The 24,286-nt window shown below is 62.5% G+C and carries 18 protein-coding genes and 5 tRNA genes; 14 read left to right on the forward strand and 9 right to left on the reverse strand.

Annotated features, from left to right (window positions below; genetic code table 11):
* Positions 1-13: 13 nt before the first annotated feature.
* The 4 genes from AC5WNI_RS01555 to bufA2 form a co-directional block, all read right to left on the reverse strand.
* On the reverse strand, positions 14-943 hold the full coding sequence (locus tag AC5WNI_RS01555; RefSeq protein WP_254627114.1) for a pseudouridine synthase: 930 nt from the start codon (positions 941-943) through the stop codon (positions 14-16).
* Between the two features lie 120 nt (positions 944-1,063).
* Positions 1,064-1,900: an HvfC/BufC N-terminal domain-containing protein gene (locus AC5WNI_RS01560; RefSeq protein WP_175090017.1), complete on the reverse strand. Its 837-nt coding sequence runs from the start codon at positions 1,898-1,900 to the stop codon at positions 1,064-1,066.
* The gene (gene bufB, locus AC5WNI_RS01565; protein ID WP_487885862.1) at positions 1,897-2,856 is read right to left on the reverse strand and encodes an MNIO family bufferin maturase; all 960 of its coding nucleotides are present in this window, start codon (positions 2,854-2,856) and stop codon (positions 1,897-1,899) included. Before bufB ends, AC5WNI_RS01560 begins: the two co-directional genes overlap by 4 nt.
* Before the next feature lie 181 nt (positions 2,857-3,037).
* Positions 3,038-3,304 carry a BufA2 family periplasmic bufferin-type metallophore gene (bufA2, locus tag AC5WNI_RS01570; RefSeq protein WP_487885863.1) on the reverse strand — a complete coding sequence of 89 codons (267 nt, stop codon included), beginning with the start codon at positions 3,302-3,304 and terminating at the stop codon, positions 3,038-3,040.
* A gap of 268 nt (positions 3,305-3,572) precedes the next feature.
* Between bufA2 and AC5WNI_RS01575 the strand changes: the two genes are divergently transcribed.
* Positions 3,573-6,071, forward strand: coding sequence for a fatty acid cis/trans isomerase (locus tag AC5WNI_RS01575; RefSeq protein WP_487885864.1), 2,499 nt, complete (start codon positions 3,573-3,575; stop codon positions 6,069-6,071).
* Between the two features lie 170 nt (positions 6,072-6,241).
* Here the strand turns inward: AC5WNI_RS01575 and fnr are convergent, their stop codons facing one another.
* The 4 genes from fnr to AC5WNI_RS01595 all read right to left on the reverse strand — a co-directional run bounded on the left by fnr (position 6,242) and on the right by AC5WNI_RS01595 (position 9,757).
* Positions 6,242-6,991, reverse strand: coding sequence for a fumarate/nitrate reduction transcriptional regulator Fnr (fnr, locus tag AC5WNI_RS01580; protein WP_175090012.1), 750 nt, complete (start codon positions 6,989-6,991; stop codon positions 6,242-6,244).
* 368 nt (positions 6,992-7,359) lie between these two features.
* Positions 7,360-7,629 (reverse strand): hypothetical protein, encoded by a 270-nt coding sequence (locus AC5WNI_RS01585; RefSeq protein WP_175090010.1) that lies wholly within the window; start codon positions 7,627-7,629, stop codon positions 7,360-7,362.
* A gap of 23 nt (positions 7,630-7,652) precedes the next feature.
* Positions 7,653-8,270 (reverse strand): cbb3-type cytochrome c oxidase subunit II, encoded by a 618-nt coding sequence (locus tag AC5WNI_RS01590; RefSeq protein WP_175090008.1) that lies wholly within the window; start codon positions 8,268-8,270, stop codon positions 7,653-7,655.
* Positions 8,267-9,757, reverse strand: a complete 1,491-nt coding sequence (locus AC5WNI_RS01595) for a cbb3-type cytochrome c oxidase subunit I (protein WP_487885865.1) — start codon at positions 9,755-9,757, stop codon at positions 8,267-8,269. The genes AC5WNI_RS01590 and AC5WNI_RS01595 overlap by 4 nt, the downstream gene beginning before the upstream one ends.
* A 322-nt stretch (positions 9,758-10,079) precedes the next feature.
* On the opposite strand from AC5WNI_RS01595, the gene AC5WNI_RS01600 reads away from it, so the two are divergent.
* The 12 genes from AC5WNI_RS01600 to AC5WNI_RS01655 all read left to right on the forward strand — a co-directional run bounded on the left by AC5WNI_RS01600 (position 10,080) and on the right by AC5WNI_RS01655 (position 22,425).
* Positions 10,080-10,946, forward strand: coding sequence for an alpha/beta family hydrolase (locus tag AC5WNI_RS01600; protein ID WP_487885866.1), 867 nt, complete (start codon positions 10,080-10,082; stop codon positions 10,944-10,946).
* A gap of 216 nt (positions 10,947-11,162) precedes the next feature.
* Positions 11,163-11,238: transfer RNA gene (locus AC5WNI_RS01605), tRNA-Val, on the forward strand.
* A 78-nt stretch (positions 11,239-11,316) separates the two neighbouring features.
* Positions 11,317-11,393: transfer RNA gene (locus AC5WNI_RS01610), tRNA-Asp, on the forward strand.
* A 41-nt stretch (positions 11,394-11,434) separates the two neighbouring features.
* Positions 11,435-11,511: transfer RNA gene (locus AC5WNI_RS01615), tRNA-Asp, on the forward strand.
* 49 nt (positions 11,512-11,560) lie between these two features.
* Positions 11,561-11,637 (forward strand) — tRNA-Val (locus AC5WNI_RS01620).
* A 4-nt stretch (positions 11,638-11,641) separates the two neighbouring features.
* Positions 11,642-11,718: transfer RNA gene (locus AC5WNI_RS01625), tRNA-Asp, on the forward strand.
* Positions 11,719-12,179: 461 nt separating this feature from the next.
* Positions 12,180-14,207: an FAD-dependent oxidoreductase gene (locus AC5WNI_RS01630; protein ID WP_487886401.1), complete on the forward strand. Its 2,028-nt coding sequence runs from the start codon at positions 12,180-12,182 to the stop codon at positions 14,205-14,207.
* A gap of 203 nt (positions 14,208-14,410) precedes the next feature.
* Positions 14,411-15,484 carry a 1-aminocyclopropane-1-carboxylate deaminase/D-cysteine desulfhydrase gene (locus AC5WNI_RS01635; RefSeq protein ID WP_175090003.1) on the forward strand — a complete coding sequence of 358 codons (1,074 nt, stop codon included), beginning with the start codon at positions 14,411-14,413 and terminating at the stop codon, positions 15,482-15,484.
* A 199-nt stretch (positions 15,485-15,683) separates the two neighbouring features.
* Complete coding sequence (locus AC5WNI_RS01640) at positions 15,684-16,769, forward strand: threonine aldolase family protein (RefSeq protein ID WP_175090001.1); 1,086 nt, start codon at positions 15,684-15,686, stop codon at positions 16,767-16,769.
* Between the two features lie 703 nt (positions 16,770-17,472).
* The gene (locus AC5WNI_RS01645) at positions 17,473-19,395 is read left to right on the forward strand and encodes a PrkA family serine protein kinase (protein WP_175089999.1); all 1,923 of its coding nucleotides are present in this window, start codon (positions 17,473-17,475) and stop codon (positions 19,393-19,395) included.
* Between the two features lie 97 nt (positions 19,396-19,492).
* Positions 19,493-20,776, forward strand: a complete 1,284-nt coding sequence (locus tag AC5WNI_RS01650) for a YeaH/YhbH family protein (RefSeq protein ID WP_107335619.1) — start codon at positions 19,493-19,495, stop codon at positions 20,774-20,776.
* 83 nt (positions 20,777-20,859) lie between these two features.
* Complete coding sequence (locus AC5WNI_RS01655) at positions 20,860-22,425, forward strand: SpoVR family protein (RefSeq protein ID WP_254627129.1); 1,566 nt, start codon at positions 20,860-20,862, stop codon at positions 22,423-22,425.
* A 177-nt stretch (positions 22,426-22,602) separates the two neighbouring features.
* On the opposite strand, the gene AC5WNI_RS01660 is transcribed toward AC5WNI_RS01655, so the two are convergent.
* Complete coding sequence (locus AC5WNI_RS01660; RefSeq protein WP_487885591.1) at positions 22,603-22,920, reverse strand: high-potential iron-sulfur protein; 318 nt, start codon at positions 22,918-22,920, stop codon at positions 22,603-22,605.
* 448 nt (positions 22,921-23,368) lie between these two features.
* Here AC5WNI_RS01660 and AC5WNI_RS01665 point away from each other — a divergent pair, with 448 nt between their 5' ends.
* Positions 23,369-24,235 carry a DNA/RNA non-specific endonuclease gene (locus tag AC5WNI_RS01665; RefSeq protein ID WP_254627112.1) on the forward strand — a complete coding sequence of 289 codons (867 nt, stop codon included), beginning with the start codon at positions 23,369-23,371 and terminating at the stop codon, positions 24,233-24,235.
* The last annotated feature ends 51 nt before the right edge of the window (positions 24,236-24,286 follow it).

A 24,286-nucleotide genomic window follows, 5' to 3' on the forward strand; every position in this document is an offset into this window, starting at 1 on the left:
GGCAGGGGCACGCTCAGTCAGCCAGGTCGCCGGCGGTCGCATCGAGCCAATGTCTGCTCGGGCGCTCTGCCAGATGTTCAGCGTAGCGTTCGGGCAGATGGCCCAGCCAGCCGAAGCGCTCCATCACTGCCGCGTAGGCCCCTTCTGGCGGGCATGACAGGCTCAGCCAGCCGCCCTCGGGATGGGGAAGCTCGAGCCCGACAGCCGCCAACAGCAGGCGGGGGCATTCCAGTGTCGTGGCGAAGTAGCGATTGTAGTTGCCCTTGCCATGCTTGGCGTCGCCGATGATCGGGTAGCCACGGCGTGACAGGTGACGGCGAATCTGATGGCGGCGGCCGGTCAACGGACGGGCCTCGACCAGCGAGAAGCGCGACTGCGGGTAGCGGTCGATGGCGATGGGCAGCTCGACCTGTGCCAGGCGGCGCGTGTCGGTGATGGCTTCCTGCTCCGGCATCTCGGCCTTGGGCAGCTTGCCATCTTCCTTGCGCAGACCGTAATCGAGGCGTTGTTGCTCGGGCGCGACGCCGCGCACTATCGCCAGATAGCGCTTGCTGACCTGCTGCTCCTCGAAGGCGGTGCTCAGCTTGCGCGCCGCCTGGGGCGAGAGGCCGAACACCATCAGCCCTGATGTGGGGCGATCGAGGCGATGCACGGGGAAGACATGCTGACCTATCTGGTCGCGCAGGCGCTGAAGCAGAAACTCGGTCTCGTGCTTGTCGATGGGGCTGCGGTGTACCAGCAAGCCCGATGGCTTGTGAACCACCACCAGCACCTCATCCTGGAACAGGATGTCGAGTGGCTCGGCGGGTTCAGTCAGCTCAACAGGCTCGGTTATCTCAGCAGACTCGGCCTCGAGAGGCGTGGGCGTGGCGTCCGCCATCGTCGCAGGTGTCTGAGGCGCCGTCGGCGCGTCGGAGTGCGGAGCATAAGGAGAAGAGGGCATGGGCATCACGGCAGCAGGAAGACGAAAGCCGACCATCGCAATGAGGGTCGGCGTGTATTGTCCGGCTTTCGCCGCTGGCTGTCATGTCCGGCGTGGCGTCGGGCACACGGATGTCTGGCGTCAGGGCCTGATCAGCAGACCGGCGGCGAGCCACTGCACCAGCAGGTTGATCGCCACGCCCGGGGCTTGCTCTGCCCCCACCTGCGGCGTCAGCAGCTCACCGAGCCGGCCGAAGCTCAGGCCCTTGTCTCCGGCCGCGAGGATGGCGCCGAGAGCCAGGTCTTCCAGTGCATCGAGAGAGCGATAGTGCACCTCGGGCGCGCCAGCGGTGGGCTGGCGCCAGACGATCCAGGGCGTGGGCGTGTCGGACTCGACCGGCGCGCGTGGCGGCTCATCGTTGTCGATGGCCTTCCAGATGGCCGGCGTATCGAAGTGGAACGAGAAATGCTTGAGGGAAGGATGCGCCGCCAGGGCCAGCTCTGGCCACTCCTCGGGGGCCAGTGTCTGCAGGGTCTCGACACTCAGCGGGGTGCTGTCCACCACATCCAGCGCCAGCCCCAATGCCCACTCGAAGGCGGCCATCTCGGTCACCAGGGAACGCTCGGGTTCGCGCGCCTCGACGAAGGCCGGGAAATGCTGGCCTGCCCAGCGAATCGAATAATGACTCGGCGGGTGGGCCGCGAGGTAGTCACGACACAGCAGCCCGAAGGCGTCATCGCCGATCAGGGTGTGCACGGCCTCGAAATCCCCGCCGAAGACCTCGAAGAGCCGCAGCCGATAGGCCATCGCGTAGATGCCGAGGCGCTCCTCGGCGCTGGCAAGCTGATCACTGATGACGGACTCGGCCGCCGCGTTGCGGGTGCCAGGGCCAGGTGTCGCGAGGTAGGCGCCCGTGGTCTCCTGCAGCTGCGCCAAGGCGCTGCGATCAGCACCGCCTGCGGGGCTCGCTTGCGTCATGCGCGCAGCCCTCCGTGGTCTGCCGTCTGGCCCGTGCGCGCGGCATCCGCCAGCGGACGACCACTGCGTCGGCGCAGCTCGGCATACTCCTGCATCAATTCTGACCACGGCGGGAAGTTGTCGTCGCGCTCGATCATGGTGGCGACATCGCCGAAGCGCTCCCGCGCGGCATCATATAGTGTCCATACGGCGTCCGGGACGGGCTGGTCATGGGTGTCGATGCACAGCTCGCCGCCGGAGACTTCCTGCCGGACATGCCCGGCCAGATGGTGCTGCCAGACGCGCTCTGCCGGCATGGCGTCCAGATAGGTCAGCGGATCGAAGCCATGATTGTGGCTCGAGACGATGATGTTGTTCAGGTCGAGCAGGATCAGGCAGTCGGCACGGCGGCTGACCTCGGCCAGGAACTCCCACTCGCTCATCTCGTCAGGGCGCCAGGTCAGGTAGCTGGAGACATTTTCCAGCAATAACTGACGGCCGAGCGCGTTCTGGACCTGATCGATGCGCTCGGCCAGGTGGTCGATGGTGGCATCGGTGTAGGGCAGCGGCAGCAGGTCATGGAACTGATGCGCGCCGGTACGCGTCCAGCACAGGTGGTCGGAGACCCACAGCGGTTCGATGCGCTCGCACAAGGCGCGCAGTTCGCGCAGGTAACGGCTGTCGACAGGATGGCTGCCGCCGATGGATAGCGAGACGCCATGCAAGGCGATGGGGTAGTGCTCGCGGACTCGCTCGAGATGATGAAGTGGCTTGCCACCGGCGCTCAATCCGCCTCCCCTCATGCCGCCGGATTCGCTGGCGCCGTGTCCCATGTAGTTCTCGCTGATGGCTTCGAACCAGTCGATATCCGGCAGCGTCGTCAGAATCTCGTGGTAGTACTCGGGGCGCAGGCCCAGCCCCTGACCGATGCCGGCGCTGGCGGGTGTGGGCAGGCGAGTGGTGACCGCTGTCGTCATGTGTGAGTCCTCTTCTGAGCGAAGGCAGAGGGCGCGGAAAAGGGCGAGGCAGATGGCGAGTCAGGAGGGCTGAAAGACACTCGCCAAGGCTCTCAGACAGAAACAGAATCAGAGCCAGAATCAGGAACGGGAGGACGGTGTGCCGTCCTCCCGTCGGTAATTCGCCAGAGGCGTCTGAGGATCAACCCTCGACGACACTACCACCTTCGCCGACACAGGATTCAGCGCTGGCAGTGTACGACCAGCCCTGGCCCTTGCAGGCGTTGTGGCCCTTGCAGGCGCTGTTGGCGGTCGCGCATTCGGAGGTGCCCTTGCAGGAGTTGATGCCGGAGCATTTCACGGCATTGTCACCGGCGTGCACCGGCAACGAGGTCAGAGCGGCAGTGGAGAACAGCGCGGCGGCAGCGGCGGCGAAGGTGGCAGCAGTAACGGTCTTCTTCATGGTCATGATGGCTTCCTATCGGGCAGGGCCCGTATTTTTTGAATTATGGATCAGGAACATCGTGGCACCCGCTGCGTCAGACAGCTCGTTCAGGCGGGTCATGACGTCATACGCCGTCAAAATAAAGTTGGATGCGGTAGCGCCAAAAAAATCTGACATCATTGTTCACTATGCTTGGAAAGGCAGTCTTGCCGAATTAGTGAGCATGCTTATGGTACGCTTTCGCCATCATCTGCCCGATTGCCGATATCCCTTCCTCTTGCTGGAGTTCCCCATGCCGGACCTACTTCGACGCCTGTGGCGCATACCGCGCTGGCGCTGGAGCATCGTGCTCGTTCTATTGTTGGGGGGCTGCAGTGCCGTCGCGATTCATCAGCTCGATGAGCGTTTCGGCCCCGCGTCACCGCGTGAGCGGGTGGTGTCTCACGACAGCCTTGCCGGGCGTCAGTGGGAGGATGAGGTAAAGCCGGTGATTGAGACGCGCTGCGTGGTCTGTCATGGCTGCTACGACGCTCCCTGTCAGCTCAAGATGTCATCGGCCGCCGGGATCGATCGCGGCATGAATCCGGCGCCGGTCTACGATGGCACGCGCTTGCTGGCGGCCAATCTGACGCGCATGTTCGAGGACGCGGACACCACTGAGCAGTGGCGCAGCATGGACTTCTCGCCGGTGCTCAATGAGCGCTTCGACTCTCCGGCCGCCAATCTGGAGGGCAGTGTGCTGTTCCGTGCGCTCAGCCAGAAGCGCAAGGCGCCGCTGCCGGTGACGGAAGATGGCCGGCTGCCGGAAGACCGTTTCGACCTGTCGCTCAATCGCAGTCAGGTATGTGCCCCCGTCGAGGGCTACGACAAGTTCGCCGAAGACCATCCTGACTGGGGTATGCCCTACGCCCTGCCACAGGTCAGTGATGAAGAGCACCGCACGCTGGTGAACTGGCTGGCCAAGGGTGGCGCGATGACGGGCCCGGCGCCGCTGCCCCAGGCGCTGATGCCGCACATCGAGCAGGCCGAGCGCTTCTTCAATGGCGACAGCCTCAAGCAGCGCCTGATGAATCGCTATATCTACGAGCATCTCTTCCTGAGCCATGTGTATTTCCCGGGCATCAAGGGCGCGGATGGACGGCCGATCTTCTTCAAGCTGGTGCGTTCCAGCACCCCGCCGGGCGAGCCGATCAAGCGCATCTCCACGCGCCGTCCCTACGACCCACCCTACGCCTCCTATACCGGCGATGAACGCGCGAGCATGCCCCACGATGACGCCGGGCGGCCGCGGGTCTATTACCGTCTGTGGCAGGAGCGCGCGACGATCCTGGCCAAGAATCATCTGCCCTATGCACTCAATGATGCTCGCTTCAAACGTTGGCAGGCGCTGTTCCTGACGCCGGATTACCCCGTGAATGACCTGCCGGATTACGACCTCAAGACGGCCTCGAATCCTTTCCTGACCTTCGAGGCCATTCCGGCCGAGTCACGCTATCGCTTCATGCTGGATGAGTCGCAGAACACCATCATGGGCTTCATCAAGGGGCCGGTCTGTCGCGGGCAGGTCGCGGTGGATGTGATCAATGATCACTTCTGGGTCGGTTTCACTGATCCGAAGATGTTCAGTCACCCGGAAGTGGAGCGCACCCTGGCCGAGGAAGGAAAGAACCTCAGTTTGCCCGCCGAGCAAAGCAGCAACGCGTTGCCTATCAGCTCCTGGGTCAAGTTCGAGAGCAAGCAGACCGCCTATCTCAAGGCCAAACAGCGTCTGATGTCCCAGGCCTATCGCGATGGTGACCTGCGCCTGGATACGCGAGTGATGTGGGACGGCAGCGGCTGGGCCGACGGCCCCGGGCAGGGGCGCAACCCCAACGCGGCCCTGACCATCTATCGTCACTTCGACAATGCGGCGGTAATGAAGGGGCTGGTCGGTGGCGTACCCAAGACGGGCTGGATCATCGATTACCCGATGCTGGAGCGTATCCACTACCTGCTGGTCGCCGGATTCGATGTCTACGGCAATCTCGGGCATCAGCTGGTCACTCGCCTGTACATGGACTTCCTGCGCATGGAGGGCGAGAACAACCTGTTGGTGCTGTTGCCGGCGGGCGAGCGCCAGGCGGTGCATGATAGCTGGTATCGCGACGTGAGCCCGGGGCTTGGGGGGCTGCTGTTCAAGAAACCGCCGCAGTTCGATGCGCCCAGTGACATTGTCTGGACACCGCAGGAACTCTCGTCGCCGGATCAGGCCCGCCTTGGCCTGATGCGGCGCATGCAGGAGCGCCTCGCGCCGGAACTCGGGCATGAGCGCAGTCTGAGCAATGTCGAGGATGAGCATGTGCGACATGAGCTGCAGGCCCTCGCTGCGGTGCAGGGAGTCTCGGCCAGCCTGATGCCGGAGGTGACGATCGTCGCGCTGGAGGATGGCACTGATGACTCGCCACGCCTTTACAGCGTGCTGCGCAATTCCGCCCACGCCAACATCACCAGTCTGTTCGATGAGGAGGAAAACCGCCGTCCTGAGGAAGACACTCTCGATGTCTTGCGTGGCGTGGCGGGCGATTACCCGAATGCCTTCTGGCGATTGACGCCTGACACTCTGACGGGGCTGGCAGAGCGGGTGGCGGCACTCGAGACCGAAGAGGACTACCGCGCCCTGCAGGCCGATATCGGAGTGCGCCGGACTGATCCGCGCTTCTGGCAGTTCTCCGACAGCGTGCTGCGCGTCAACTATGCTGATCGCCCTGTCGAAGCGGGCCTGCTGGACTATAACCGCCTCGAGAACCGCTGATTGCCAGCGGGGCTTGAGCGGCCGAGACACGCTCTGTCGTCAGGGCTGTCTGGGTTGTCGAACTGTTTCGATGACTGACGACTGGCCTCTGCCTTGTGTGGGGCCGACATGGCGTCCGGCGGTAGATCAGCGCAGTGTCGCACCGCGTGATGTGCTGTCAGCAGGCGTCATCAGCGACCGCCCTGACACTCGCCCTCGGCCAGCTCGATCAGGCCATCCAGATGCAGGATATGCACCTCGCGGGCACGAATGTCGACCAGCCCCTGGGTCTGGAAGCGGGTCAGGATGCGGCTGATGGTTTCGACGGCCAGTCCCAGATAGTTGCCGATATCGGCGCGTGCCATCGAGAGGCGGAAGCTGTATGGCGAATAGCCTCGGCGACGGAAGCGCTGTGACAGGTTGACCAGGAAGCTCGCCAGCCGCTCATCGGCTGTCTTGCGTGACAGCAGCATCATCATGCGGCGATCTTCGTGCAATTCCTTGCTCAGGCTCTTGAACAGCTGGGTTCTCAGCTCAGGCATCTGCTCCGAGAGCGCATTGAGTCGGTCGAAGGGAATCTCGCAGACGGTGGTGGTCTCCAGCGCCACCGCGGTGCCGGGATAGCAATTGCTGTCGATGGCATCGAGTCCGGCCAGCTCGCTGGGCAGGTAGAAGCCGGTCAGCTGCTCCGTACCGCTGTTTTCATTGGTGATCTGCTTGAGGCTTCCGGAGCGCACCGTGAAGACGCAATCGAAGGCATCGCCCTGGGTGAAGAGGACTTCCCCTTTTCTGAGTGGCGCGCGACGGCGGATGATGGCGTCAAACTGGTCGATATCTTCCATGTTCAGTGCCAGTGGCAGGCACAGTGAACTCAGCGAACATGTCTGGCAGCGGGCTTCATGGGCGCGCAAGCGGTGTGATGCCTGTGCATTGGCCGTCATGGTGACTCTCCTGAGGAATGTCACCGCTACCCCTGGGGTAGGGCAGCGGGAGGGGTCTTTCGGGCGCAACGAACGGTGGGGCGGGGCCTTGTCGCCCGCCGCTGCACTGCTGAGCCGCAGTGTATCGAGCGGACAGAGTCTGAGCGCTCATCGGCCGAGGCAGCGCATTCCGTGACGCCATAATATTAGATTTTGTTAATTCATTATCCTGCCCAACCCATGGGCGTTGCAAGGTGTGTGAACTTTAGGCCTGGTTGACCCCGCGTGACCATACCGCGACGACCTGCCTCAGCCGAAGGCGCGAGTCAGTATGCAGTGACCAGCACTCAGGCATCAGTCGCTGGTCATCCGTCGCTGGCCATCTGGGCTCAGCCAGCTGCGCCGAGCAGCAGGATCAGCGCGGCGGCCAGCGTCGCCAGTGCCAGAATGCCCCAGGCACGTGGCGCTGGTGTGTCAGGCTGACGTATGCCGTTGATGCGATGTTCCTGCATGGGGCCATCGCCTTCGCGCTCGTCGCTGTCAGCGCGCGAAAGACTGCCCAGCGCCAGCATGGCGAACAACACCAGGCTGCCCAGCGTGAGGGCCAGCACCCAGAGATTCCAGAACAGGGGGAGGCCAGTTGTCTCCAGCAGATTCATGTCGTGTCTCCTGAGGGGGGCTGTCATGGGCTACGGCTGGCGGTGTCGCTCGCAGGGGCGGCCTGCTGCAGGTAGGCGAGCAGAGCCGTGATTTCGGCAGTGCCACGCACGTCATTGGGGGCGGCGAGAATCTCGTCTTCCGCGTAGGGTACGCCCAGGCCTTGCAGGGCTCGCATGCGTGCCGCGATACCTTCGCCGCTCAACGCCCGCTCGAACAGCCACGGGTAGGCAGGCATCGCCGAACCCGGCACCTGACTGCGCGGGTCATGCAGATGCAGGCGCTGCCAGGCATCGTCATGCTGCGCAGGCAGCTGGCTCAAATCCGTCCCCCAGCGCTCGACGCCCCACAGCGAAGGGCGGTCGTAGAAGCGTGCCCGGGTGGTCGTCGCATCGCCGTGGCGCGCCGTGTCGCCCGGTAGATAGCGCACCATGCGTGTGTGGCACTGCTGACAGCCCTCGCGTTGATAGATGCGCTGACCCTCCAGCGCCAGGGCGCTCAGCGGTTTGAGGTCTTCGGGCGCGCTGGCGAGACTGGGGTGAGCTCCAAGCGGCACCAGCTGGGCGAGGGCGCCGAGGCTCATGGTGAGCAGGCATAGTGCCGTCATCAGGCCGGCGTGACGTTCGAGCAGGACATGTCTCATGCGTAGTGCCCTCCCGAGGATGTGGCAGGGGGCGTGGCAGAGGGTGATGCAGGGTGTATGGCAGGCTGTGATGATGTCTTCCGCGAGCCGGACTTCGGGAGCTGGCGCTCATGAGCGGCTTGCCGTTCGCTCTTGTGGACAGCCAGGGTGCGCATCACGTTGAGGAGCATCAGCAGCATGCCGAGCGCCCAGCAGGCGAGCCCGCCCAGCGAGATCATCATCGGCATGCGGGCCGCTTCCAGCACCTCGCTCAGGGTGTATAGCGGTCTGCCGTCATCTGCCAGCACATGCCACATGCTGCCTTGAAGCAGCGTGGTGGCCCAGCTGGCGGCAATGCACAGCAGGGTGCCGATGATGGCCAGCAGGGCATGGGTCTTGAGCAGCGCGAGGGAGCGCATCGGGGGCAGCAGGTGATAGGCCATCACGATGGCGACTGTCGCGACCACCCCCAGGCTTGCTGCCGGCGACAGGCTGTTGGTGGCACTGAAGGCCAGGGCATTGAGGGTCGGCAGTGACAGCAGGCTGTATTCAAGAACCGCAAGGGCGAAGCTGACCAGAGCTGCCGCCAGCAGGCAGATCAGCGGATCCCGGCGCAATGAGTGCCAATCCTCCTTGAGTGTCATCAGGCCATTGAGGCTGAGTGCCAGCCCCGGTGCCAGCAGCAGGAGGCCCATCGCCATGCCCAGCGTCTGACTCCAGGCTGGCAGGGCGCTCGCGAACAGCAGCGGAGCACCTCCCCATGTCACCAGCAGCACCAGCATCCAGAAGCTGGTGGTCGCCAGCCGATGCGAGTGGAGCGGCCGCCGCGAGCGGCTCATCACCATGTGATGGAGCAAGGCAATGAGGCCGAATGCGAACATGCCGCCGGGGAGTGGCCCGGCCTGCCAGCGCTGAATCAGTGCCTCGAGGCTGCCCGTGAAGAGCGGTATCGATTCAAGCAGGCCGATCGGCACGCTGAGCGAGATCAGCACATGCTGCATCAACACCAGCATCATGCCGGCGATGAAGTACCAGCAGGCCACCGGCAGGCGGCGCAGCGTGCGCTGTTCCAGTACCGTGAAGAAGACCCACGCCACGGCCAGCCAGACGAGGGTCATCAGTAGATCGACGAGCCAGGGGGCTTCGGCCATGTACTGGCTCGAGGAGTAGCCTGCGACAATCGCCAGTGCGCCGAGCGCGACCACGGCCTGCCAGCCGAGGAAGGTGGAATGCATCAGCTTGAGCGTGAAAGGGGGCAGTGCGATATCCGGTATCGCCGTCTCGGCGTCCGTGCGTGATTCGCGTTGCAGGACGCTGTGCATGGCGATGGAGTAACCACCGGCGATCACTGCCGAGCCGCCCAGACCGTAGAGCAGCAGGTGGTGCTGCAAGGGGGCGAGGCGGCCGTAGCTCAGCCAGGACACTTCCGGCCCCAGCGAGGGCCATAGCCAGATGAGGTTGAGCCATACGGCCAGACAGAGGCTGAGCAGGCCCCAGATGACGGCCATGCGAGCGAAATCATGGCTTACGTGATGATGATGGTTCACGCGGGGTTGGCAGGCCGAAGCCTCAAGAGCTGTACGCATATCACGACCTCGTCGGCAGTGGGCGAAAGCGCAGTGCTGGTGGCGACGGTGCTGGAAGCGGCGCTGCGGGAGCAGCCATATCACCGACGCCACTGTTCAGGGCGGCAGGGCTGGCGCTGACCGATATCACGCGCGACCATGGCCGACTGACAGGCCATCCCTCGCGCTGGAATGCAGCGTTTACCCTTCATCGGTTCCAGCGTTGTCTGGCGCGAGCCGTACGAGATCAACAGGAGAATTTCGCTTGCCCGCCGTCACTTCATCATCGGACGAAGATGTCAATGCGTCCAATACGGCCGAGGTTCCCAGCCCTTACGCAGAGGAAGGCTTTCGTGTCGCCAGCCTGGTCGACGTCGCCTCGGAGCTTGCTGCTCGCCAGACCATGTCCCACGACGCGCTGACAGCGCGAGGGCCGTGGCGAGGCTGGTTGGCGGAACTGGGCCCGCTTGAGATCCATGGACGTCCTGAGCGTGCCCTGCTGTTGCATGCCCATGGTGCCGGTGCCGGGCGTGAGACCGACTTCCATCAACGGTTCGCTGCTGCCTGCCTGGCGCATGACATGGCATGCCTGGCATTCGATTTCAGCTATCTCGTCAGGATGCGCTGCGAGCGTCGCCGCAGACCGCCACCCCGGCTGCCCGGGCTGATCGAGGAGATGGCGCGCTGGTGTCAGGCGCTGATGGCGTGTGTGGCAGACGTCGACTGCTTGCGGACGCTGCCCTGGCTGGTTGGCGGCAAGTCGATGGGCAGTCGTGTGGCCTCTCATCTGCTGGTGGAATTGGCCCAGGCGGCGCATGCGCCGTTGCCGGTCGGGTGGTACGCGCTGGGCTATCCCTTCCATCCCACGGGCAAGCCCGACAAGTTGCGCATCGACCATCTGCCGGCTATCCCGATGGCGGGTGTGATCTGTCAGGGCAGCCGCGATCCCTTCGGCACTCGAGAGGAAGTGACGGCATATCCGTTGCCGGAAAGCCTCACCTTGCATTGGCTGAATGATGGCGAACATGATTTCAAACCACGAAAAGTGAGTGGCGAGACTCGTGAAGGACTGATTTCGCGTGCGGCGCAGGCCTTGGCCCATCACCCGGCATTGGGTGGAAAGCGGCAGTGAATCATCATTATTCGAGGGGCATTACCCAGGCCTTCGATGGCGACAGCGGCATGTCAGAATGATGACGCAACGCTGATGTTTACTGGCCTGCAGGCAAGATGCAGCGGGAAAGTCCTGTCTTATCAATACTCTGTCGCGGGCGATTGCTGAAATTGCGCGTAAAAAAAGTATTGACTCATGGGCCGGATTCCGTAGAATGCAGCGCCAACGAGACAGGGGTGGTTAGCTCAGTTGGTAGAGCACCAGCCTTACAAGCTGGGGGTCACTGGTTCGAACCCAGTACCACCCACCATTTGAAAAAAGTCATTGCTTTTCAAAGCGTTACTTGATTAAATGGCCTGGTTCGTTAGCAGAAGCAAGCGTTTGTCGTGGACCGGTAGTTCAGTTGGTTAGAATGCCGGCCTGTCACGCCGGAGGTCGCGGGTTCGAGTCCCGTCCGGTCCGCCATTCTCGTTTGTCATGCGCCCGATGTTGAGTTGTTCTGAAGTGGACCGGTAGTTCAGTTGGTTAGAATGCCGGCCTGTCACGCCGGAGGTCGCGGGTTCGAGTCCCGTCCGGTCCGCCATCAGAATCGCGAGATATCACCGCTGCTTGCAGCAAAGATCGTTTGTGTTGGGTGATTAGCTCAGTTGGTTAGAGCACAAGCTTCACATGCTTGGGGTCACTGGTTCGAATCCAGTATCACCCACCAATGCGGACCGGTAGTTCAGTTGGTTAGAATGCCGGCCTGTCACGCCGGAGGTCGCGGGTTCGAGTCCCGTCCGGTCCGCCATTCGATCTACAAGAATTCGTGAAACCCGAGCTTTCGAGCTCGGGTTTTTGCGTTTCTGGCTGTCGAAAAGTCTTCAGTACTGATCCAGCCTCGCTTGTCTCCCGTTCTTGCCTCTCTACGTCTCGATCTGGCCCTGTTCCCGGCTTGTCGGCCTTCTCGGTGGACATCGCGACGCTCCCCTCCCCCCGTTGATGGGTATCCTGCACGGTTTTCCCCTCGCTGCTGTCATCTCTGGTCTCATTCGCGATGTGGCCTTTGGGAGTATTGAGCCCGGGGCGCGATGCTCTACACTGGGATCATTCGTTTCATACGACCGTTTGCCATCTGACCTCAGCCGTTGATGTCCTGACGACCTGTTACTGCTGATGGCCATGACTCATGAGTGTTGCTGATGAGAATGGCGGCGGCGCGATACAACAATGATTGTCCGAGGTGCTCGAGACAGCCAAGGAGAGACCGCAATGACTGCCTATCCGAATATCTTCCGTCCGCTGACGTTGGGCCATATCACGCTCAAGAACCGTGTGCTGATGGGCTCCATGCACACGGGGCTTGAGGAGACTCCCAATGGCTTCGCGCGCCTGGCGGCGTTCTATCGTGAGCGTGCACGCCATGGTGTGGCGCTGATCGTCACGGGCGGTATCGCGCCGAACGCGGAAGGGGCTGTCATGCAGGGGGCCGCGAAGCTGACCACCCCGGAGGAGGCGGAGCACCATCGCGAGGTCACCGAGGCGGTGCACGCCGAGGATGGGCGCATCTGTCTGCAGATCCTTCACGCGGGGCGTTATGCCTACTCACCGGATCAGGTCGCGCCCTCGGCGATTCAGGCGCCGATCAACCCCTTCACGCCACGCGCGCTGAGCACCTCGGAGGTCAAGGAGCAGATCGCCGACTACGTGCGCTGTGCCAGCCTGGCACGCGAGGCCGGCTATGACGGCGTCGAGGTGATGGGCTCAGAAGGCTATTTCATCAACCAGTTCATCTGTCGGCGCACCAATCAGCGCGAGGATGAGTACGGTGGCAGCTTCGAGAATCGCATCCGCCTGGCGGTGGAGATCGTCGCCGGTATCCGTGCCGCGCTGGGTGAGGACTTCCTGATCATCTATCGCCTCTCGATGCTGGATCTGGTCGACGAGGGCAGCACCTGGGATGAAGTGGTTGCGCTCGGCAAGGCCATCGAGGCGGCGGGGGCGAGCCTGATCAATACCGGCATCGGCTGGCATGAGGCGCGTGTGCCGACCATCGTCACCAGCGTGCCGCGCGCTGTCTTCACCGGGCTGACCCAGCGCATGAAGCAGGAGCTCAGCCTGCCGCTGATCACCACCAATCGCATCAACATGCCTGAGGTTGCCGAGTCGGTGCTGGCCGAGGGCCATGCCGACATGGTGTCGATGGCGCGACCGTTCCTGGCGGATCCGCGATGGGTCAGCAAGGCCAAGGCGGACGATGCTGCCATCATCAATACCTGCATCGCCTGCAACCAGGCGTGTCTCGATCACACCTTCCAGATGAAGCTGACCTCTTGCCTGGTCAATCCGCGCGCCTGTCATGAAACCGAGATGGTGATCGAGCCCGCGCGACATGAGCGCCGTGTGGCAGTGGTAGGCGCAGGGCCTGCCGGCTTGTCTGCCGCCGTGACGGCGGCAGAGCGTGGCCACGAGGTGGTGCTGTTCGAGGCGCAGTCCGAGGTGGGGGGCCAGTTCAATTTCGCACGCCGCATCCCCGGCAAGGAAGAGTTCGACGAGACACTGCGTTACTTCAACGAGAAGCTGGTGCGTTGTGGGGTCGAGGTGCGTCTCAATACCCGCGCCACCGCCGAGATACTGGCGGAATTCGATGCCGTGATTCTGGCCTCGGGCGTGAAGGCGCGGACGCCGGATATCGAGGGTGTCGAAGCCGGTATCGAGCGGGGTCAGGTGCTCAGCTATGCCGAGGCGATCAGCGCACCGGAGCGGGTCGGGCGTCGCGTGGCGTTGATCGGGGCTGGCGGGATCGGCTTCGATGTCGCGGAGCTGATGACCCACGTCGAGCCGTCGCCCTCGCTGGATGGTGAGCTGTGGTGCGAGGAGTGGGGGGTAGATCTCTCGGTCAGCACGCCTGGCGGCCTCAAGGCGCCCGTGATACCGCAGGCGCCACGTGAGGTGTGGCTGCTGCAGCGCAAGACCTCCAAGCCCGGCAAGGGGCTGGGCAAGACCACTGGCTGGGTGCATCGCGCGACCCTCAAGCAGCGTGGCGTCAAGATGGTCGCCGGCTGTGAGTATCGCTCGATCGACAGCGAAGGCCTGACCGTCAGCCTCAATGGCGAAGAGCAGCATCTGGCGCTGGACAGCATCGTGCTGTGCGCCGGGCAGGATTCGGTGCTGGAGCTCAAGGCGCCTCTGGAGGCGGCGGGGGTGGAGCTGCATATCGTCGGTGGCGCCGACAAGGCGGCAGAGCTGGATGCCAAGCGTGCGATCGCGCAGGGCACCATGGCGGCCGCTGCCCTTTGAGTTGACCGCGATCACGCATGGGGATATTCAGCGTTGAGCTGAGCCTGACCACTGCCTAGACTGATGGAAGCCACCGCGGACGCCGTGCCTTTGTTGCATGTGCCTCCGTGGTGGCTTTGTCGTCTTCAGAGTTTGCCTCGGGCGCCGCGCCAGCGGCTCGATGCGCTCTGATTTCTGCCTTGCCGCCACGATGGGATCTGCTCATGTCACCGCACGCCGCCGCCTCACGCCATGCCACCGTTGAGGCTCTGATGCCGGACACCGAGGACAGTCCTTTGCCGCCGAAGAGGGAGGGCGCTCGGGCTTCATCATCGCAGGCCGCCTCCCCGCCGGTAGCCGAGACGCTGGACAGCCTGCTGGATCTGTTCACGCCGCCAGCGGTCGAGCGCCTGGCGTGGCCGCTGGCCGATGAGGCCGGTGTGATCGTCGAGTGCCTGCGCGCCGACACGCTGGATAGCGAGATTTCCGGCAACAAGGCCTGGAAGTTGCGTCTGCCGCTGGCCAGGGCGTTGAGCGAGAAGCGGGGTATCATCAGCTGTGGAGGGGGGTGGTCGAACCATCTGCATGCATTGGCGGCGGCGGGTGCCAGATTGGGCATCGAGACGCATGGCCTGGTGCGCGGGCACCCCGAAGCGCCGCTGACGCCCACGCTCGCCGATGCACGTGACAATGGCATGCGCTTGAGTTTCGTCTCGCGAGCAGAGTACCGGCAGCGCGACCAGCCTGATTTTGCCAGGCGCCATGGCGAGGGAGTATGGATTCCCGAGGGTGGCGGTTGCGCGGAGGGTGTCGCCGGGCTGGCACCGTTGGCCCAGGCGTTGGCCGAGCCGGTGCCGGGCGAGTCTGCGCCGCAGCTGGTGCTGCTGGCCTGTGGCAGCGGCACGACGCTCGCGGGGGTGCTGAGTGCGCTGGGTGAGCGCGATGGGCTGCGGGTCATCGGGGTGCCGACCATGAATCATGGCGATCAGCTCTATCATCGTGTGCGTCGCCTGCTGGCGGAGAGTGGCGGCAGCCAGCAGAAGACGCCGGAGTGGGGCTTGTGGCTGGGAGCGCAGGCCGGCGGCTTTGCCAAGGCACCTGACTGGTTGATCCAGTTCATTCAGCGCTTCGAGGCCGAGACAGGCGTTGCGGTGGAGCCGGTCTACACCGCCAAGCTGTTTGCGGCGCTGGCGCACCATCTGGTCAATGGTCTGATCGCACGCGGTACGCGCATTCGCGTGCTGCACAGCGGCGGCTTGCAGGGGCGGCGAGGTTATCCGGCGTTGCAGGCCATCTGAGGGTGCTGGCGAGGCGAGTGTCATCTGGCTCGTCTCCTCTCGCTAGGCGCCATCCGGTGGCTTGCGTGCAGCATTCACCTGCCACTGGCGGCGGCGTGCAGCGCTGTTATGATGGAGTTTCTGCAGCGGCTCCTGCCATCCGGGAGCCGTGTCTGTTTCACCGGACAGGGTGATCCCCTGTCCCGCTCTGGAAATTCCCATGACGACTGACGCCATTGCCCCGACCCCCGCTGCGACCTCTGCTGCCGATGAAGCGTGCACTTCACGCTTTCTGGCCAGTGACAACACGTCCGGTATCTGTCCCGAGGCGATGGCGTACATGATGCAGGCCAATCGTGATGACGATCTCGCCTACGGCAATGACCGCTGGACGCAGCAGGTCACCGACAGCTTCCGTCAGCTGTTCGAGACCGAGTGCGAGGTGTTCTTCGTCTTCAATGGCACCGCCGCCAACTCCCTGTCGCTGGCCCATCTGTGCCAGTCCTACCACAGTGTCATCTGCCACGAACTGGCCCATATCGAGACCGATGAATGCGGCGGGCCGGAGTTCTTCTCCAACGGGTCCAAGTTGCTCAACGCGCCGGGCCCCAACGGCAAGCTGACGCCGGAAGGCATCGAGCAGCTGGTCACCAAGCGCAGCGATATCCACTATCCGCGTCCGCGGGTGATCTCCCTGACCCAGTGCACCGAGGTCGGCACCGTCTACAGCCTGGAAGAGCTGCAGGCAATTCGTGAAGTGGCAGACCGTCATGACCTCCAGATCCATATGGATGGTGCCCGTTTCGCCAATGCCTGCGCCGCGCTGAGTGTCTCGCCCGCTGAGCTGACCTGGAAGGCGGGCGTGGACGTGCTGTGCTTCTCCGGCACCAAGAATGGTCTGGCCATGGGAGAGGCGGTGATCTTCTTCGATCGCAAGCTGGCACGCGATTTTGATTATCGCTGCAAGCAGGCCGGTCAGCTGGCCTCCAAGATGCGCTTCATCGCGGCGCCCTGGATGGGGCTGCTGGAAAATGATGTCTGGCTGAACAACGCCCGTCATGCAAACGGCATGGCGCAGTATCTGGCCGAGCGACTCGAGGCGCTGGAGGGCATCGAGCTGCTGTTCCCCAGCGAGGCCAACAGCGTGTTCGCCAGCTTCCCCGAGCATGTGCTGGCGGCGCTGCGTGAGCGTGGCTGGACCTTCTATACCTTCATCGGTGCGGGCGGCGCGCGCTTCGTCTGCTCCTGGAACACCACCACCGAGTTGCTCGATGCCTTGCTCAAGGATATTCGCGACGTGCTGTGAGTCTCTCGATTCAGGCGGTCCCCAAGGCGTGAGCGCCTCCCTCGAAATCCCCATCGCCCCGGCGATGGGGATTTTTTTATAGCCTGTTGTCCGGTCTGGTCAACGTCATGTGTGACTGAGGCAATAGTCTGATCAGGTTGGTAGCCACTTCGTCGCCAGTCTTTGTCTTCATGGTCTTTGTGGCGAAGCAGGAGGCTGTGTGAAGAGCGGCGGGGGTGGTCGGGTGAGAGGTGTGGACGCGATCATTCTTGCTCGACTGGCTGGTATGCAGTGTCGTCTGGGCGTGCGAGTGACTGGCGTCAACCGTCAGTCTGTTCCTATGCTCAGGGTGTGCTGCGGTGCAACATGACATGAGTGAATCACCCGCGACAGCAGAAGCATTGGTCGAGTTTTCGCGTCTTTCAAAGCTTTCTTCAACGCGTTGTCAGGGGCATTGAGGCGCGAACGTAGTGTCTGCTGACCCACTGGCTGCCGTAGATGCTGCGGTGCTTGGCAGAACTGGCTCCGCCGGCGGAAAGTTCGTTGAATGCATTCACTCACTGTATTGGACACCTGCACCCTATATCGACCTATGCTGATAAACACGCCGAGGCAGCCGTCCTGCGTACGCTATCCAGGCTGAGCGGACGAGCGAATCTTGCGGTCTTACCTGAGTGGGCCCGGCGATGGTCCCAGCGACTGATGTCGCGACAAGGAGGCTTCCATGAGCATCTTCGATCACGTGCAGAGCCGCTATGAGCGGATTCAGCAAGAAGAGATGAGTCTCCAGGAGTACCTGGAGTTGTGCCGGCAGGACGCTACTGCCTACGCCAGCGCTGCCGAGCGCATGCTGGCGGCCATCGGTGAACCGGAGGTCATCGATACCGCCAAGGACCCCAGTCTTTCCCGTATCTTTTCCAACAAGCTGATCCGCCGTTATCCAAGCTTTGCCGAGTTCTATGGCATGGAAGAGGCTATCGAGCAGATCGTTTCCTACTTCCGGCACGCGGCGCAGGGGCTGGAGGAGCGCAAGCAGATCCTGTATCTGCTCGGCCCGGTGGGCGGCGGCAAGTCGTCTCTGGCGGAGCGCCTCAAGCTGCTGATGGAGCAGATCCCCTTCTATGCCATCAAGGGCTCGCCGGTATTCGAGTCTCCGCTGGGGCTGTTCTCGCCGGAGGAAGATGGTGAGCTGATCGAGAAGGAGTACGGCATTCCTCGGCGCTGCATGCGCAGTGCCATGTCGCCGTGGGCTGCCAAGCGGCTCAAGGAATATGGCGGAGATATCAGCAAGTTCCGCGTGGTCAAGCTCTATCCCTCACGCCTCAATCAGATCGGTATCTCCAAGACAGAGCCGGGCGATGACAACAACCAGGACATCTCTGCGCTGGTCGGCAAGGTCGATATCCGTCAGCTGGAGCTCTATGCCCAGGACGATCCGGATGCCTACAGCTTCTCCGGCGGGCTGTGCAAGGCCAACCAGGGGCTGATGGAATTCGTCGAGATGTTCAAGGCGCCGATCAAGGTGCTGCACCCGCTGCTGACCGCGACCCAGGAGGGCAATTACAACCCGACGGAAGGCATGGGCGCGATTCCCTTCGATGGCGTGGTGCTGGCGCACTCCAACGAGAGCGAGTGGCAGGCATTTCGCAACAACCGCAACAACGAGGCCTTCCTTGATCGCGTCTATATCGTCAAGGTGCCTTACTGCCTGCGTGCCTCCGAGGAGGTCAAGATCTACGCCAAGCTGCTGGAGCATTCGTCGCTGAATCAGGCGCCCTGTGCCCCGGATACGCTGCGCATGCTGTCCCAGTTCATCGTGCTGTCACGTCTGCGTGAGCCGGAGAATTCCAGCGTCTACTCGAAGATGCGCATCTATGACGGCGAGAACCTCAAGGATACCGATCCGCGCGCCAAATCGATCCAGGAATACCGCGACAGCGCCGGTGTTGACGAGGGGATGGACGGGCTCTCGACGCGCTTTGCCTTCAAGATTCTCTCCAAGGTCTTCAACTTCGATGCCAGTGAGGTCGCGGCCAATCCGGTCCATCTGCTCTACGTGCTGGAGCAGCGCCTCGATCAGGAACAGCTGCCCAAGGAAACCCATGAGCGCTACCTGCGCTATATCAAGGAATACCTGGCACCCCGCTACGTCGATTTCATCGGCAAGGAGATCCAGACCGCCTATCTCGAGTCCTATTCCGAGTATGGGCAGAACATCTTCGATCGCTATGTGACCTATGCCGACTTCTGGATCCAGGAGCAGGAGTATCGCGATCCCGAGACCGGCGAACTGCTGGACCGTCAGTCACTCAACGAGGAACTGGAGAAGATCGAGAAGCCCGCGGGCATCTCCAACCCGAAGGATTTCCGTCACGAGGTGGTCAACTTCGTGCTGCGCGCACGGGCGCAGAACAACGGTACCAACCCGAGCTGGCAGTCCTATGAAAAGCTGCGTGCGGTGATCGAGAAGAAGATGTTCGCCAATACCGAAGAGCTGCTGCCGGTCATCTCCTTCAATGCCAAGGCCTCGGCATCTGATCAGCGCAAGCACGAGGACTTCGTGGCGCGCATGGTGGATCGCGGCTACACCGAGAAGCAGGTGCGCCTGTTGTCCGAATGGTACCTGCGTGTACGCAAGTCGCAGTAAGCCCTGCCGACTGACGACAGGCCTGCCGGCGGGCTCGATTGCCGCCGGCACTTGCCATCCGGCCATCCGCTGAGGGCGGGGCCGGCAAGGAGGGCGAATGAGTTATTTCATTGATCGACGCAGCAATGCACGCAACAAGAGTGCAGTGAATCGACAGCGCTTCATTCGGCGCTATCGCAGTCATATCAAGCGGGCGGTGGAGGATGCCGTCAATCGGCGCTCCATCACCGACATGGAGCGCGGTGAGGAAGTCTCCATCCCGACGCGTGACATTTCCGAGCCGGTGTTCCAGCACGGGCAGGGCGGCAAGCGGCGTGTGATCAATCCCGGCAACAAGGAATTTGTCGAAGGGGACCGCATGCGCCGTCCCGGTGGTGGCGGCGGGGGAGGTGGCAGTGGCGAAGGCCAGGCCTCCAATCAGGGCGAAGGGGAAGACGACTTCGCCTTCACCCTGTCGCGTGAGGAATTTCTCGAGTTCGTCTTCGACGGGCTGGAACTGCCGCATCTGGAGCGCAAGCAGATCGCGGACATGGAAGAGGTGCGCCCGGTACGCGCGGGGATTGCGCGTGACGGCACACCGGCACGTATCAACATCGTTCGCTCGATGCGCTCGGCACAGGCGCGGCGCATCGCGATGCGTTCCCCGATCAAGCGGGCGCTGAAGGAGGCTGTCGAAGCGCTGGAGCAGGAGGAGCGCAAGGACCCGGTGCTGCGCAACAAGGTGCGCATCAGTGAGCTCAAGGCGGAAATCGAGCGGCTCGAGGCGCGCCTCAAGGCGGTGCCGTTCCTCGATACCTATGATCTGCGCTACAACCACCTCATCAATCAGCCGATGCCGTCCAACAAGGCGGTGATGTTCTGCGTGATGGATGTCTCGGGGTCGATGACCCAGGCGCACAAGGACATCGGCAAGCGTTTCTTCCTGTTGCTGTATCTGTTCCTGGAGCGCAACTATGAGAAGGTCGAGCTGGTCTTCATCCGTCACCACACCGCTGCCAAGGAAGTCGATGAGGAGGAGTTCTTCTACTCCCGCGAAACCGGCGGCACCATCGTGTCCAGTGCCCTCACGCTGCTCGATGAGGTGATCGAATCGCGCTATCCGGCCGGTGAGTGGAATCTGTATGTGGCGCAAGCCTCGGATGGCGACAACTGGGACGATGATTCCACCAACTGTCGCGAACTGATGATAAAGAAGCTGATGCCGCGCCTGCAGTACTACGCCTATGTGGAGATCACGCCGCATGCCCATCAGGCGTTGTGGGAGGAGTACGAGCGGGTCGAGGCGGAATTTCCGGAACGTTTTGCCATGCAGCAGATCGTCGAGGCAGGCGATATCTACCCGGTATTCCGCGAGCTGTTCAAGCGCCGCATCAGCGCCTGATCACATCATGCGACGTGCCCGGCAGTCGCGCCGGGTCAGGAGGCCTCATGAGCCATGGTCTTGATGGCGGTCTTGATGACCGAATGGGCAAGCACATCGATAGCCGGTTCGAAGATACCCAACCGGCCAGCGGGTCGGATTGGACCTTCGAATTGCTCGAGCATTTCGAAAGCGAGATCGCGCGCATCGCCGCGCAGTACCATCTGGATATCTACCCCAACCAGATCGAGGTGATCACGTCCGAGCAGATGATGGATGCCTACGCCAGTATCGGCATGCCGGTCGGCTACCATCACTGGTCGTTCGGCAAGCAGTTCCTGTCGGTGGAGCAGGCGTATCGGCGAGGGCAGATGGGGCTGGCCTACGAACTGGTGATCAACTCCGACCCGTGCATCGCCTATCTGATGGAAGAGAACACCCTGATGATGCAGATTCTGGTCATGGCACATGCCTGCTATGGCCACAACAGCTTCTTCAAGGGCAATTATCTGTTCCGCACCTGGACCGATGCCTCGGCGATCATCGACTACCTCGTCTTCGCGCGGAAATACGTATCCGAGTGCGAGGAGCGTCATGGCGTGGACGCCGTCGAGCAGCTGCTCGATGCCTGCCATGCTCTGCAGAACTATGGCGTGGATCGCTACAAGCGTCCATCGGCCATCTCGCCGGAAGAGGAGGTCCAGCGTCAGCAGGAGCGTGAGGCCTATCTGCAGGCCCAGGTGAATGCGCTTTGGACCACGATTCCCCAGGCGGGCGAAGAGGATGAGGTGGTCGATGAGGTCAATGATCCTCTCGGTCTGCATCGTCGCGGCCGCTATCCGCCGGAACCGCAGGAGAACCTGCTCTATTTCATCGAGAAGAATGCCCCGTTGCTGGAGCCCTGGCAGCGCGAGCTGGTACGTATCGTGCGCAAGCTGGCGCAGTACTTCTACCCGCAGCGCCAGACGCAGGTGATGAACGAGGGCTGGGCGTGTTTCTGGCACTACACCATCATGAATCAGCTCTACGATGAGGGGTTGATCGGCGAGGGCGTGATCCTCGAGTTCCTGCAGTCGCATACCTCGGTGGTGCAGCAGCCCGGCTTCGATCACCCGCATTACAACGGCATCAATCCCTATGCGCTGGGCTTCGCGATGTTCACCGATATCAAGCGTATCTGTGAGCACCCCGACGATGAGGATCGTGAGTGGTTCCCGGATATCGCCGGCAGCGACTGGCTGGAAACGGTGCACTTCGCGATGCGCAACTTCAAGGATGAGTCCTTCATCCAGCAATTCCTGTCGCCCAAGGTGATCCGGGATCTCAAGCTGTTCTCGCTGGTCGATGATGACAGCGATGAGCATCTCGTCATTGACGCCATTCACGACAGTCGTGGTTACAAGCGCATTCGTGAGGCGCTGTGCGTGCAGTACGCGCTGAGCCACCGTGAGCCGAATATCCAGGTGTGGGCCGCCAACATTCGCGGGGATCGCTCGCTGACCCTGCGCCATGTGCAGGATGATCGGCGCCCGCTGGCGCGCAGCGTCTACCCCGTGATGCGCTATCTGCATCAGCTGTGGGGCTTTCCTGTCCATCTGGAGTCGATGGAGAACGATGAGGTGGCAAGGCGCTACCAGTGGCCACTGCCGGAGGACGCCAATCCCGGCTGACAGGGCTTCAGGTGATGCTCATGGCGGGTCGAGTAGGTGTCGAGGGATGCCAGCCCTGATCGGCGCGCAATCGGCATAAGGCAGGCATGAAAAAACCGCCGTGAGGACACCCTCGCGGCGGTTTTCTTGTTTCAGTGGGCTCTAGTGCTCACAGCCAGAGGGTTCCGGTTGAGCATCTCAGGCCGGGCGCTTGGTCCAGGACTGACACCAGCCCTTCGGCTCGACGCTATGGCTTGGGAAAAGCTGGCAGCCTTCGTTCTCGGGCTTGTAGAACATGCAGTTGGCGCAGTCCGAGCCCGGCTTGAAGGTAGGGTGGTCCTCGGCTTCACTGGCGACTTCCACGTAGTTGAGCGCCTTGGCTTGTGGGTTGGAGGTATCCAGTCGCGGCAGGTCGGCGGCAAGGGCGCGGGGGGAGAGCATGGTGGCGCCCAGCGGCAGGGCAGCAAGCCCCAGCAGGCTGTTGCGCATGAAGTTACGGCGGCTCTGATTGGCCATGGTCGGATTCCTTCTCATCAATGGAGCACAACCGTCGGGATGTGCTGCGGTCACGGCTCGCCTGTCAGGAGGCGCTTGCATGTCAATCGTTGCAGTGTCGCGGGTGCCACCGGTGCCTTGAGGGGCACTCTGTGTGGCATTGCTGGCCGCTTGCTGACATTCATGGATGCAGGTGGCATGCCAGATGCTGAACGTGTGGTCAGGTTCTGCGCCATCAGTGTTCGGGCAGACTTGTCAGGAGGTCTCTGCTTGCCGATGGTGCATCAAGCGGGTGCTACCTGCTTATTGTGGCTTGAGTTGGGGCAACCGTCAGCCTCGCTGGCATAACTCTGGCATGATGGAAGCCACGCAGTAGCGTGAATGACATCGCTGTGGCCCGCGAGCCATGGCGAAATGATGAATGCATGCCTTGCCGAGGTAACTGCAACGACAAGAAGGAAATGGCGGGATGCTGGATGTGATGGATGATATTCGCTCGGCCGGCCGCAAGCTGTGGCGAGGCTTCGGGGTCAGCGTGGTGTTTGCTTTGGTGGGAGGTGGGCTCTGGTGGTGGCAGGAGCGCGACTACCAGCAGTTCTACGTCTGGCAGGGCGTGCCGCAGGCGCGTGCACTGGATTGGAAGACGCTGGCGCGCGGCTTGCGCAGCGACGCCTATCTGGTGGGCTGGTCTGATCTGCGTGCCAACCCGTTATGGGTGACATGGCGACTCGAGAATACCCAGGGGTCGCGGCTGGGGGAGCGTCCTGACGAGTTCGAGCGCGACTGGCGCTCACTGTGGCCCGTCACGCCGGATAGCTATCGCAACAGTGGCTATGACCGTGGGCATCTGGCGCCCAACTACGCCATCGGCAAGATCTACGGCGTCAAGGCGCAGCATCAGACCTTCCGCATGACGAATATCTCGCCACAGACACCGGCACTCAATCGCAAGCTCTGGCAACGGCTGGAAGCCGCCATCATGGACAGCATCCTGCCGCGTGAAGGCGCGCTGTGGATCACGGCAGGACCGGTCTTCAGCGGCAGTATCGAGCGGCTGCCCAATCTGATCGAGATTCCCGATGCCTTCTACAAGATCATCATCTCGCCCGGTTCGGGCCGGCAGGCACCGCGTGCGCTGGCATTTCTCCTTCCGCAGCAGGTGAGGGGAGATGAGCCGCTGGATCGCTTTCTGGTCAGCATCGACCGCATCGAGTCTCTGACAGGGCTGGACTTCTTCCATGAGCTTCCCGATGACGTCGAGCAGCGCCTCGAGGCGCAAGTCGTGCGCGATGGCTGGCAGGTGGACAGTTTCAGTCGTACGCCATCACGTTATTGAGCGCACAGGGAGAGGCAGGTGACATAGGAGCCTATCAGCGCCAAGCCAAGG

It is taken from the genome of Cobetia sp. PDI-12MA (genome assembly GCF_059507695.1).